Genomic DNA, 11,906 nt, shown 5'->3' with positions numbered 1-11,906 from the left:
TTAAGTTCCCATTTTAAGGGTTCAGTGCCATTCATTTACTGGCTTTTTATTTACAATACTTCGTATTGTTGACTCACTTTCTTAGAGGACAGCTTCAGCCTGTAGTCTTCAGCTTGTCTTGTTTCCTCAAGAGTCTTGACAAAATACTTTGTATTTATATGTAATTTTATATTGAAATACTTTAAAAAAATAAGGCTCCTTCGTATAATTTAATAAATACCAATAAACTAAATTAACGAAGTACTTTATACATAAAGATTATAATATGACTCAACTTACTCTACCAATGGAAACTTCATTTCTTATCCCCACAAATGATATGTCACGACATGTAAATGATATACTATAGAAATAATTCCTAAGACTGAATTCGATGAATTCAGACATCATCGTGGTGCAACACCATACCATCCAAAAATGATGTTAAAAGTATTCTAGTCTACACACAATCTGTGTTTTCAGGACGTAAGATAGAAAAATGACTTAATGATAGCATTCGAATAAGAAAAGTAGCAGCTCAACGAGCTGAAAATAATTAAAAAATTTATAAAAAAGATAATTTCTATTGAAATAATATAGAAATTATCTTTTTTCACTTATTCAGAAACTTTATATTTCGGACTCTTTACTATTAAAGTTCGGCTACGAATGCTTCAAAAGGTCTCATATTAGTGATCTCTAAATCATTTTTATAATTGTGTAGCTTAATATGAGACGGTTCAATTTCGAATGGTAAATTTAATGATGCAACAGTATCTGTTAAATTTCCTGCAACTAGAATTGTCTTATTATTTAGTTTACGTGTGTAAGCAAAAATATTCTCGTTCGCATCATCGATTAAATTAAACTCACCATAAGTATATATATCATCAGATTTTTTTAATTTAATTAGACGTTTATAAAAATTAAGAACGGAATCTGAATCCTCAGATTGTTGTGCTACATTTATTGTTTTATAGTTAGGATTGACTGGGAACCATGGTGTACCTTCAGTAAACCCTCCATTTATTTCATTAGTCCATTGCATAGGTGTTCTAGAATTATCACGATTCTCCATTTTATATTTATCTAATAACTGATTAACATCTCCACCTTGAGATTTAACAATTTGATATTCTGTTTTTACAGCAACATCGTTAAATGTTTCAATACTTTCAAATGGATAGTTTGTCATACCAATTTCTTGACCTTGATAAATAAAGGGTGTGCCTTGTTGTAAGAAATATACCACTGCATGGCTAGTAGCAGATTCAAACCAATACTTTTTATCATCTCCCCAAGTAGAAACACGTCTAGGTTGATCATGATTTTCTATAAATAGTGCATTCCATCCTATGCCCTCTAATTGTTTTTGCCAACGGTTTAATACATTTTTATAAGATAAAACATCAAATTTAGAATCTCCAGTGCTCCATAAACCTAAATGTTCAAATTGGAAAATCATATTGAATTTACCTTCTTTTTCTCCAACCCACTCTTTTGCATTATCTGGATTCACGCCATTTGCTTCTCCAACAGTCATAATGTCATAATGGCTAAGTGATTTGTCCTTCATTTCTTGAAGCCAATCTTGAATGCCTGGTTGATTCATATCAACATCAAATGCTGGCGCGTATTGTTTTCCTTTTGGAACAGGTAAATCACCAGCTTCAAATGTTTTTTTAATATGAGTGATCGCATCGACTCTAAAACCATCAATTCCTTTTTCAAACCACCAATTCATCATTTTAAAAACAGCTTCTCTAACATCAGGATTACTCCAATTTAAATCAGGTTGCTTTTTACTAAACAAATGGAAATAATACTGTTTTGTTGTGTCATCATATTCCCATGTTGAACCATTGAAAATACTTTCCCAATTATTAGGTTCAGAACCGTCAGATTTAGGATCTGCCCAAATGTACCAATCTCGTTTAGGATTATCTTTACTAGAACGAGATTCTATAAACCATGGGTGTTCATCAGATGTATGATTAACAACAAGGTCTAAAATTAATTTCATTCCACGCTTATGAACCTCAGATAACAAATGATTAAAGTCTTCCATTGTTCCAAATTCTTCCATAATATCTTGATAATCACTAATATCATAACCATTATCGTCGTTTGGAGATTTATACATTGGACTAAGCCAAATGACATCAATACCTAAATCTTTCAGATAGTCCAACTTTTCTACCATTCCTGGTAAGTCACCAATACCATCATTATTGCTATCATTAAAACTTCTTGGATACACTTGATATGCTACGGCTTCTTTCCACCAATTTCTTTCCATTTATACCGCTCCTTTGAAAATATTATGTAAATAAATTAAGTTAGTCTTCAATATATATAATCTAAATTTTCTGGATTTATAAAAATATAAAATAATATGTAATAGCATTATATTTCTATAATCCAATTTTTTAGAAAACGTTTACAACTATATTTATCGTACTAATCGAGTTTCTAAATGTCAACTTGGAATATATCGATTAAATATAAATTAAAATAACAAAACTATATTTATTAAGACATTTATACTAAACTGTCATAATAAAAAATCTGGGACACTGAATGATGTCCCAGATTTTTAATCATGCAATAATTATTCTTCAGTCCATTGAGTATGGAAAACACCATTTTTATCTTTGCGTTCATAAGTATGTGCACCAAAATAATCACGTTGTGCTTGAATTAAATTAGCAGGTAGATCTTCTGAACGGTAGCTATCATAATAGCTGATACTTGCTGAGAAACCAGGTGTTGGCACACCATTTTTAACACCAGTAGCAACTACTTCTCTAAGTGCATCTTGATATTCAGTAACAATACCTTTGAAATAAGGGTCTAATAATAAGTTTTGAAGACCTGAATTATTGTCATATGCGTCTTTAATTTTTTGTAAGAATTGAGCACGAATAATACAACCTTCACGCCAAATCATTGCTAAATCACCTAATTTAAGGTTCCATTCGTTTTCATTGCTCGCTTTACGCATTTGGGCGAAACCTTGAGCGTATGAACAAATTTTACTCATATATAACGCTTTACGGATTTTTTCTAAGAATTCTTCTCTATTTCCATTAAAGTTTGATTTAGGACCACTTAATACTTTCGATGCATTCACGCGTTCTTCTTTAATTGAAGAAATGAAACGTGCAAATACAGATTCAGTAATAATTGTTAATGGTATTCCTAATTCTAATGCATTAATTGATGTCCATTTACCAGTTCCTTTTTGACCAGCAGTATCAAGAATTTTTTCTACAAGAGGCTCATTATTTTCATCTAATTTAGTGAAAATATCGCCTGTAATTTCAATTAAATAACTTTCTAATTCTCCAGCATTCCATTCTTTAAAAGTTTTAGAAATTTCTTCATGAGACATACCTAATAATTCTTTCATCATTGCATAACTTTCTGCAATTAATTGCATATCAGCATATTCGATACCATTATGAACCATTTTTACATAATGTCCTGCACCATTTGGTCCAATATATTCTACACATGCAGCTCCATCTTTTGCTTTAGCAGCAATGGCATCTAAAATATCACTTACTTTGTTGTAAGCTTCTTGTTGACCACCAGGCATTAAAGATGGACCAGCTAACGCACCGATTTCACCACCAGAAACCCCCATTCCAATAAAGTTGATGCCACTTTCAGCAAGAGCTTTGTTACGACGAATTGTATCTTGATAGTTTGTATTACCCCCATCAATTAAAATGTCATCGTCATCTAATAAAGGCAATAAGCTATCTATTGTTGCGTCTGTAGCAGGACCAGCTTTAACCATTAATAATATTTTGCGTGGTTTTTCTAAAGAGTTCACAAAATCTTCTAAAGAATACGTTGGATGAATTTGTTTACCTTCTGATTCCTTAATCATTAAATCTGTTTTATCACTAGAACGGTTATAAACAGATACGCTATAACCACGTGATTCGATATTCCATGCAAGGTTTTTACCCATAACAGCTAAACCTACAACACCTATTTGTTGAGTCATATTACTTACCTCTCTTATTCAATAATTTCATTAGTATTGTATCACAAAAATATAAATGTCTTCACTAAAGTAAAATATTATTTCGCTACTAATTCAACAATTTTAATCAATTGACTCGTAAGTTGATTTAAAGCAGCTACAGGAATACGTTCAGAAGTAGTATGAATATGTTCATATCCTACACCTAATATGACAGTTGGAATATGATACGTGTTAATAATACTGCCATCTGAACCTCCACCAGCAATAACAGTTTTACCTGAAAGACCTAAAGTTTTCGCACTCTTTATAGCATACTGAGTTACAGTCTCAGAATCGTTTCTTCTAAAACCAGGATAACTCTTAGAAATTTCAACATTTGTTTTACCGCCTAATTCTTTTGCTGTAGTTTCGAAAGTTTCTTTCATATGGTTGACTTGATACTCTAAACTTTTATCATTATGCGAACGAGCTTCTCCCTCTAAAATGACTTTATCTGCAACAATATTTGTAGCAGAACCGCCATAAAATTTACCAATATTAGCTGTGGTATCTTGATCAATCTGACCTAAATGCATTTTATTGATCGCCTTAGCTGCAATATGAATTGCACTTATACCTTGGTTGGGTTTACTAGCATGTGCTGTTTTCCCATAAATAGTTGTATTAATAATCATTTGAGTTGGGGCACCCACCACTGTTGTTCCAACCGCTTGGCTGGCATCGACAGCATAGCCGAACTCTGCATCTATTAAGTTTTGATCTAATTCTTTAGCACCTTTTAAACCTGCTTCTTCTCCTACAGTGATAATAAATTGAATTTGTCCATGAGGTAATTCTTGTTCATTTATAGTTTGAATCATTTCTAACAAAGCAGCTATACCTGCTTTATCATCTGCCCCTAATACAGTTGTGCCGTCTGAATATACATAGCCATCTTCTTTAAGGATCGGTTTAACGTTAATGCCTGGAACAACTGTATCCATATGGCTAGTAAAATAGATTTTAGAAACATGTTCTTTTCCTTCACTACTTGGTAAGGTACAAATTAAATTATTTGCACCTAACCATTCTCTTTTAGACGCATTATCTTCTACAACATTTAATCCTAAATCTATAAATTTCTTTTTTAGAATGGGTTGTATCGTTTCTTCATTCCCAGTTTCAGAATTAATTTGCACTAACTCTAAAAAAGTATTAAGTAAACGGCGACTATTAATCATTATGAAAACCCCTTTCTTATATAGTTAATATTTTAACTGACTTTGAGAATTAGAGTAAATAAATTGATTGCCATTTTTATCGAAATCATTTAAGGTTATTTTATATATTATAAGTTATTAATATAAAGAATAATTAAATTATTTAAAAGTTTCAAGGAGCGTTTACATTGAATAATAAAGTGCTAAAAATTATTATCATTATCATGTTAATTGCAGTTGTAGCTGCACTGTTACTTACAAGTCTTGTTCCTCTCATGCATTAAAAATTAATTAGATTAGAAACTATCGACAAAAAACCAAATTTGACGATAGTTTTTATTATTATTTCTTAAATTTATGCATATAAAAAAGACAAACTTTTTGTATTTAAAGGAAGTTTGTCTTTTTACTTTGATTAGAAATTATTTTTAGATGTTATATTTCACTATGTAATTTTAAAGAGCCGAATTGAGATTTAATATTTAAATATTCTTCTAATTCATTTAAAATTTGCATCATACTTGCTCTTGATTTTAAAGATTGATGTGATTCTGGCAATGGCAATTCGTCTAATTTTAAACGTATCTCATATAATGAATGTAGTCTTAACACAGTGTAATCATTACTATTAACATTATCTCCAATTTCAGCCATTAAATGGGCAACAGTCTCTATCAAAGGATCATTAGATGAAGTATTATGAATTAATGTTTGTATTCTGCGTAGTATTTCTAGTTGTTCTTCTCTCATATCGAAATAGTGATAATATGAGTTTTCATTTCGCACAAAGTGATTTTTAACGTCTCTAAAAGCAATAGATTTAGCCTTACGAATATTGTTTTCTAATGTATCAAAAGAAATTGACAATTGTTTATTAATATTTAAACACGCTTCACTATATTGTTTAAATATCGTTTTAATTTCATTTTCAATTTTTTTCTTAAAATTACCTAATGTATTATCTAGACTAGGCATAATTAAATTCATTAAAAATGCTATTCCTAAACCAATTATAAGAAGTAAAATTTCATTAATAATTAAATGAAGACCAATCACTTTGGCATTAAATACGTGAAGTAAAATGACACAACTTGTCACTACACCTTCTTGAACATTCAACATCACTGTAAATGGAATAAATAATAAAACAATTAATCCTAAAACGACTGCATTTTGACCAAGTAAATTAAAAATAAATGAACCAAAAAATAACATTAATAAACACGAAACGAATCGAGAACCAATTGCTTGTAGTGAGTGAACTTTAGTATGTTTAATACATAGAACAATGAGGATAGCACTTGAAGCATAGTTATCAAGTCCTATCCATTTAGCTAAAATAACACCTAATGTAATTCCTACAGCTGTTTTAAGTGTTCTAAATCCAATTCTATAAGGATTTAAAGTTAGCATATATTGTTCCTCTTATCTTTCTTCACAATACTTATCAAATAACTTTTGAAGTTGATTGATAACATCCATTACGTCATGACCTTCTATTTGATGGCGTTCTATCATTTCAGTAATCTTACCATCTTTCATAAGTGCAAATGAAGGACTTGAAGGTGCGTATCCTTCAAAATAGTCTCTTGCTTGCTGAGTTGCTTCTTTATCTTGACCAGCAAATACAGTAACTAATCTATTAGGTAACTTATCATAGTGAAGTGCGTGGCTTGCGGCTGGACGCGCTATACCTCCTGCACATCCACAAACTGAATTTATCATTACTAGTGTAGTGCCATCTTGTTTAAATACTTTATCAACTTCATCTGAAGTAGTTAATTGTTCATAACCAGCAGATTCAATTTCATTTCTAGCTTGTTCTACAACACCATTCATATATAAATCAAAATTTAAATCCATTTAGAATCACCTTTCAGTCAATTGTTATGTATTGTCATTTTACTAATTTCCAACATATAGTTCAAATAGGTTGGTTGTAATATAACAAACTTTTAATAAATATTTGTTGTTTCAATTGAATAGCTTTCAATTCGATTTTTTACTTGCGACATAAATCGTCCAGTTTGAACACCATCTAAAATGCGATGATCAATTGAAATACATAAATTAACCATATTTCTTATAGCTATCATATCGTCGATTACAACAGGTTTTTTAACAATTGATTCTACTTGTAAGATTGCTGCTTGAGGATGATTAATAATACCCATTGAAGATACAGAACCGAATGTACCAGTATTATTAACTGTAAAAGTACCACCAGTCATGTCTTCTTGAGACAGTTGTTGATTTCGAGCTTTTTGTGCTAGTTGATTGATTTCTCTAGCAATACCTTTAATTGATTTTTCATCAGCATTTTTAATTACAGGAACATATAATTTGTCTTCATCAGCTACAGCTATTGAAATATTGATGTCTTTATGAATTATAATTTCATTACCATCCCAACTGCTATTAAGTAATGGATTAGATTTCAAAGCTTCTGCTACAGCTTTTACAAAGAAAGCAAAGAATGTTAAATTATATCCTTCTTGTTTTTTGAACACAGTCTTATAATGATTTCTAGTTTTCACAAGGTTTGTAGCATCGACTTCTATCATCATCCAGCCATGTGGAATTTCAGTGGCACTGGTAACCATATTTTGGGCAATTGCTTTTCTCACGCCTTTAACTGGTATGGTATCATCGTCTAATGGTTCATTTGATGATGCGTTATTATTTCTTGAAGTCGTTTCGGAATGATTGGTTATCTGAGTGGCATGTGTTTCTTTTGAATCTTGTTGGTTATTTTCTTGAATATAAGCTTCAATATCTTTTTTTGTTACTCTACCTTCAAATCCTGTGCCTGGTACTTGTGATAAATCAATATCGTTTTCTGAAGCTATCTTAAATACGACTGGAGAAAATCTTCCATTATTGATCGAATTCTTAGATGATTGATTTGTGTTAGAAGACTTAGACTGACTTTTTTCAGAATTGCTTTGTGTTTGACGAGTTGTTTCATTAGTATCATCTTGATTAGAATTTAAAGATGTATCGTCGGGTTGAATTTTACAAATGGTTTGATTGATTTCAATCGTTTCACCTTCAGTAGCAATTAACTCTGTAATTGTACCAGAAATAGTTGAGGGAACTTCTGCTGTTACTTTATCTGTAACTACTTCACATAGTGGTTCATATTCATCCACATGATCCCCTTTAGAAATTAACCATTGTTCGATTGTACCTTCATGAACACTTTCTCCTAATTTTGGCATTTTAACATCCATTATGTTACCTCCCTAAAATTGTGCTAATTCACGCATTTTTTTTAATATCTTATCAGGATTCATCATTACTTCATTTTCTAAGTTAGGAGAAAATGGCATTGATGGAACATCAGGACCAGCTAATCGCATAATTGGTGCATCTAATTCGAATAAACAATGTTCCGCTATGATTGCTGAAACTTCAGACATGATGCTACCTTCAAGGTTGTCTTCAGTTACAAGCAAAATCTTACCATTTCGTTTAGCGCGTTCAATAATCGTTGTTTTATCTAATGGATAAACTGTTCTTAAGTCAACTACTTCAACATTAATGCCATCTGTCTCTAGAATATCTGCTGCTTGAATACAATAGTTAACACATAAACCATAAGTGAAAACTGTAATATCATCGCCTTCACGTTTAACATCAGCTTTACCTAAAGGGATAGTATAGTAAGAATCGGGTACTTCTTCTTTTAAAAATCGGTATGCTTTTTTATGTTCAAAAAATAATACTGGATCATTTGATTCAATTGAAGATAATAATAAACCTTTCGCGTCATATGGAGTTGAAGGGATTACAATTGTTAAACCAGGTGTAGACGCAAAGATACTCTCAATACTTTGAGAATGATATAAACCGCCATGTACGCCACCACCAAATGGTGCACGAACAGTTAAAGGACATTGCCAATCGTTATTAGAACGATATCGCATTTTAGCAGCCTCACTAATAATTTGATTAACTGCTGGTAAAATAAAATCTGCGAATTGAATTTCAGCTATAGGGCGTTTGCCAAGCATTGCTGCACCAATTGCAGTACCGATAATATTTGATTCTGCTAAAGGTGTATCAATTACGCGCAGTTCTCCATATTTTTCTTGCAAATCACGTGTAGCACCGAATACCCCACCTTTTCGTCCTACATCTTCTCCTAATATAAAAATATTATTATCTTTTTCCATAGCCAAATCTTGTGCATTTTGAATGGCTTCTATATAACTCATTTTAGTCATTGAAAATATCTCCTTCCGGATCATACACATAGTGATATGTTTCTTCTACATCTGGATATTGAGCATTTTCAGCATCTTTTGTAGCCTTATCTATAATAGATTTATGTGTGTTATCTAATTCGTTTAACCAATCTTCATCAATAATGCCTAAATCGAGTAACTCATTTTTGAATTTAAGATTACAATCAGATGTCTTGAACGAATCTCTTTCTTCTTTAGAACGATATGTATCATCATCATCTGAAGAATGAGGAGTCATTCGAATAGTCACTGCTTCAATCAGTGTTGCTCCTTCCCCATTCAGTGCTCTTTCTCTTGCTTCTTTCATCGCTTTGTACATAGCAATTGGATCATTTCCATCTACAGTTTCTCCATGAATACCATAACCTATTGCTCTATCAGATAGATGCGTTGCTGCGTATTGTAATGAATCTGGTACTGAAATTGCATATTTATTATTAATAATTACACATACAAATGGTAATTTATGGACTCCAGCAAAATTCAATCCTTCATGAAAATCTCCTTGATTAGAACTACCTTCTCCTACAGTAGCAGTTGCTATATTAGATTGTTGATTCATTTTTAATGCTAATGCTGCTCCTACTGAGTGCGGGATTTGTGTTGCTACCGGAGAACTTTGAGATAAAATACCTTTTTCTCTATGACTAAAATGAGAGGGCATTTGTTTCCCTCCAGAATTAATGTCATCCTTTTTACCGAAAGAAGCTAACATTGTATCATAAGGTGAAATCCCCATATATGTAACAAAAGCTAAATCTCTATAATACGGAGATGAAATATCTCCTTCTTTCATTGCATACGCCATACCAATTTGAGTGGCTTCTTGTCCCTGACCACTTACTACAAATGGTATTTTTCCAGCACGGTTAAGTAACCAAAGACGTTCATCTAGCTTTCGTCCTAAATCCATCCATTTATATATTTCTCTCAAATCTTCATCTGTAAGTCCCACAGATTTGTAGTCAATCATTTTTACTTCCTCCTTTAAACGTGTATTGCTCTGTTTTCAGCCTTTAGCCCAAGTTCCATCAATATTTCAGATAATGACGGATGTGCATGAGTCGTTAACCCTAATTCTAATGTTGATCCATTCATAAATTGTAATAAAGCAACTTCATTTATCAACTCTGTGACATGTGGGCCTATCATACTTATACCAATAATATCTCCATTGTCCTTATTTAATATAATTTCACAAAAACCACGGTTATTTTTAGTTTCTTCAATAACTGCTTTTCCAATAGCATTAAATGGCACTTTATAACTTATTGCCTTAATATTTTGAGATTTAGCAGTTTCTATATTTAAACCGATAGATGCGACTTCTGGATAAGTATAAACACATTTGGGCATTAAATGATAATTCAATGGAAGCGGATGATCATTAAACATATGTTCAACTGCAGTGATTCCTTCTTTAGAAGCTACGTGAGCTAATTGTAATGTTCCGATACAATCACCTGCTGCATAAAGATGCTTATCACTCGTTTGTTGAAATTCATTTACTTTGATATAACCATGAGTATCTAATTGAATTTTAGTATTTTGAATACCAATATCACTTGTATTAGGTACGCGACCTACTGCAACTAATATTTTATCAACTGTAATAGTAGTTTTTTCATTTATATGTATTTGGATGACATCATTTTTATGTATGATATTCTTTTCACTTAGCTGGCAATCCTCAAAAAATTCTACACCCCGTTCAATTAAACTGTTTCTTAAAAATGTAGAAATGGATTTACTTTCAGAAGGTAATATACGTTTACCTGCTTCAATCACTTTAACATTTACATTTAAATCAGTGAGTAAGGAAGCAAATTCAAGACCAATCACGCCACCCCCAACAATAGCAATACTGTCTGGAAGTGCATCAATTTGTAATATATCATCACTCGATAAAATATTCCGGTGATTCATTTCTAAAAATGGTAATGTTTGGGGGCGTGATCCTGTAGCGATAAGTACAAATTGATTTGGAAGTAACTCTGAGCTACCATCTTCGTATTCAACAGAAATTGTCCCGCTTTGTGGAGAAAATATAGAAGTTCCCATAATACGTCCTGTACCATTATAAATATCAATATGATTTTTTTGCATTAAACTTTGAACGCCATTATGCATTTGATTAACAATATCCGCTTTTCGATTCATCATTGCTTCAAAATTAATATATAAACCGTTTGTGTCTATACCAAATTCTGAAGATTGTCTAACAGTGCGAGTCACTTCAGCAGATTTAAGTAGCGCTTTAGTAGGAATACACCCTTTATGTAAACATGTGCCACCTAATAAAGATTTCTCTACAATTGCTACCTTTTTCCCTAATTGAGAAGCACGAATCGCTGCTACGTATCCTGCTGTCCCACCACCTAAAACAACTAAGTCATATTGTTTTTCAGACATTTTGCTACTCCTTATTAATCAGATTTAAAGGTTAGAATTGAAAAGCGTGAATAAACAATTTGAATA

General features: G+C 31.8%; 10 protein-coding genes and 1 pseudogene. 2 read left to right on the top strand and 9 right to left on the bottom strand.

All coding sequences use genetic code 11. The annotated features are described in order from the left end of the window. Positions 1–247: 247 nt before the first annotated feature. Positions 248–479: pseudogene (locus HMPREF3046_RS10970) on the top strand (IS5/IS1182 family transposase); the annotation flags it as partial. Between the two features lie 152 nt (positions 480–631). On the opposite strand, the gene HMPREF3046_RS05575 reads toward HMPREF3046_RS10970, so the two are convergent. The 3 genes from HMPREF3046_RS05575 to HMPREF3046_RS05565 all read right to left on the bottom strand — a co-directional run bounded on the left by HMPREF3046_RS05575 (position 632) and on the right by HMPREF3046_RS05565 (position 5,199). Beyond that, positions 632–2,278 (bottom strand): glycoside hydrolase family 13 protein, encoded by a 1,647-nt coding sequence (locus HMPREF3046_RS05575; RefSeq protein ID WP_070717348.1) that lies wholly within the window; start codon positions 2,276–2,278, stop codon positions 632–634. A gap of 312 nt (positions 2,279–2,590) precedes the next feature. Continuing rightward, on the bottom strand, positions 2,591–3,997 hold the full coding sequence (gene gndA / locus HMPREF3046_RS05570; RefSeq protein ID WP_070717345.1) for an NADP-dependent phosphogluconate dehydrogenase: 1,407 nt from the start codon (positions 3,995–3,997) through the stop codon (positions 2,591–2,593). Positions 3,998–4,074: 77 nt separating this feature from the next. Further along, positions 4,075–5,199: a M20/M25/M40 family metallo-hydrolase gene (locus HMPREF3046_RS05565; RefSeq protein WP_070717341.1), complete on the bottom strand. Its 1,125-nt coding sequence runs from the start codon at positions 5,197–5,199 to the stop codon at positions 4,075–4,077. A 167-nt stretch (positions 5,200–5,366) separates the two neighbouring features. On the opposite strand from HMPREF3046_RS05565, the gene prli42 reads away from it, so the two are divergent. Next, on the top strand, positions 5,367–5,462 hold the full coding sequence (gene prli42, locus HMPREF3046_RS11325) for a stressosome-associated protein Prli42 (protein ID WP_017176262.1): 96 nt from the start codon (positions 5,367–5,369) through the stop codon (positions 5,460–5,462). Between the two features lie 151 nt (positions 5,463–5,613). On the opposite strand, the gene HMPREF3046_RS05560 is transcribed toward prli42, so the two are convergent. The 6 genes from HMPREF3046_RS05560 to lpdA form a co-directional block, all read right to left on the bottom strand. Further along, positions 5,614–6,591, bottom strand: a complete 978-nt coding sequence (locus HMPREF3046_RS05560) for an aromatic acid exporter family protein (RefSeq protein ID WP_070717337.1) — start codon at positions 6,589–6,591, stop codon at positions 5,614–5,616. Positions 6,592–6,603: 12 nt separating this feature from the next. Then, on the bottom strand, positions 6,604–7,041 hold the full coding sequence (brxB, locus tag HMPREF3046_RS05555; RefSeq protein WP_017176260.1) for a bacilliredoxin BrxB: 438 nt from the start codon (positions 7,039–7,041) through the stop codon (positions 6,604–6,606). A gap of 92 nt (positions 7,042–7,133) precedes the next feature. Continuing rightward, positions 7,134–8,411, bottom strand: coding sequence for a dihydrolipoamide acetyltransferase family protein (locus HMPREF3046_RS05550; protein ID WP_070717335.1), 1,278 nt, complete (start codon positions 8,409–8,411; stop codon positions 7,134–7,136). A gap of 12 nt (positions 8,412–8,423) precedes the next feature. Beyond that, entirely contained in the window at positions 8,424–9,407 is a 984-nt protein-coding gene (locus HMPREF3046_RS05545) for an alpha-ketoacid dehydrogenase subunit beta (protein ID WP_070717331.1), read from the bottom strand. Then, positions 9,400–10,401, bottom strand: a complete 1,002-nt coding sequence (locus HMPREF3046_RS05540; protein WP_070717329.1) for a thiamine pyrophosphate-dependent dehydrogenase E1 component subunit alpha — start codon at positions 10,399–10,401, stop codon at positions 9,400–9,402. The genes HMPREF3046_RS05545 and HMPREF3046_RS05540 overlap by 8 nt, the downstream gene beginning before the upstream one ends. A 14-nt stretch (positions 10,402–10,415) precedes the next feature. Continuing rightward, complete coding sequence (lpdA, locus tag HMPREF3046_RS05535) at positions 10,416–11,840, bottom strand: dihydrolipoyl dehydrogenase (protein ID WP_070717327.1); 1,425 nt, start codon at positions 11,838–11,840, stop codon at positions 10,416–10,418. Positions 11,841–11,906: the final 66 nt, after the last annotated feature.

The sequence above is a fragment of the Staphylococcus sp. HMSC070D05 genome (assembly GCF_001815595.1).
Classification (GTDB): domain Bacteria; phylum Bacillota; class Bacilli; order Staphylococcales; family Staphylococcaceae; genus Staphylococcus; species Staphylococcus hominis.
This window is presented reverse-complemented; position numbering and strand designations above follow the sequence as displayed.

What these genes read in the sequence shown, in the direction of transcription:
- HMPREF3046_RS05575 (WP_070717348.1), bottom strand. Translation starts at nt 2,278, where the DNA reads ATGGAAAGAAATTGGTGGAAAGAAGCCGTAGCATATCAAGTGTATCCA.
- gndA (WP_070717345.1), bottom strand. Translation starts at nt 3,997, where the DNA reads ATGACTCAACAAATAGGTGTTGTAGGTTTAGCTGTTATGGGTAAAAAC.
- HMPREF3046_RS05565 (WP_070717341.1), bottom strand. Translation starts at nt 5,199, where the DNA reads ATGATTAATAGTCGCCGTTTACTTAATACTTTTTTAGAGTTAGTGCAA.
- HMPREF3046_RS05560 (WP_070717337.1), bottom strand. Translation starts at nt 6,591, where the DNA reads ATGCTAACTTTAAATCCTTATAGAATTGGATTTAGAACACTTAAAACA.
- brxB (WP_017176260.1), bottom strand. Translation starts at nt 7,041, where the DNA reads ATGGATTTAAATTTTGATTTATATATGAATGGTGTTGTAGAACAAGCT.
- HMPREF3046_RS05550 (WP_070717335.1), bottom strand. Translation starts at nt 8,411, where the DNA reads ATGGATGTTAAAATGCCAAAATTAGGAGAAAGTGTTCATGAAGGTACA.
- HMPREF3046_RS05545 (WP_070717331.1), bottom strand. Translation starts at nt 9,407, where the DNA reads ATGACTAAAATGAGTTATATAGAAGCCATTCAAAATGCACAAGATTTG.
- HMPREF3046_RS05540 (WP_070717329.1), bottom strand. Translation starts at nt 10,401, where the DNA reads ATGATTGACTACAAATCTGTGGGACTTACAGATGAAGATTTGAGAGAA.
- lpdA (WP_070717327.1), bottom strand. Translation starts at nt 11,840, where the DNA reads ATGTCTGAAAAACAATATGACTTAGTTGTTTTAGGTGGTGGGACAGCA.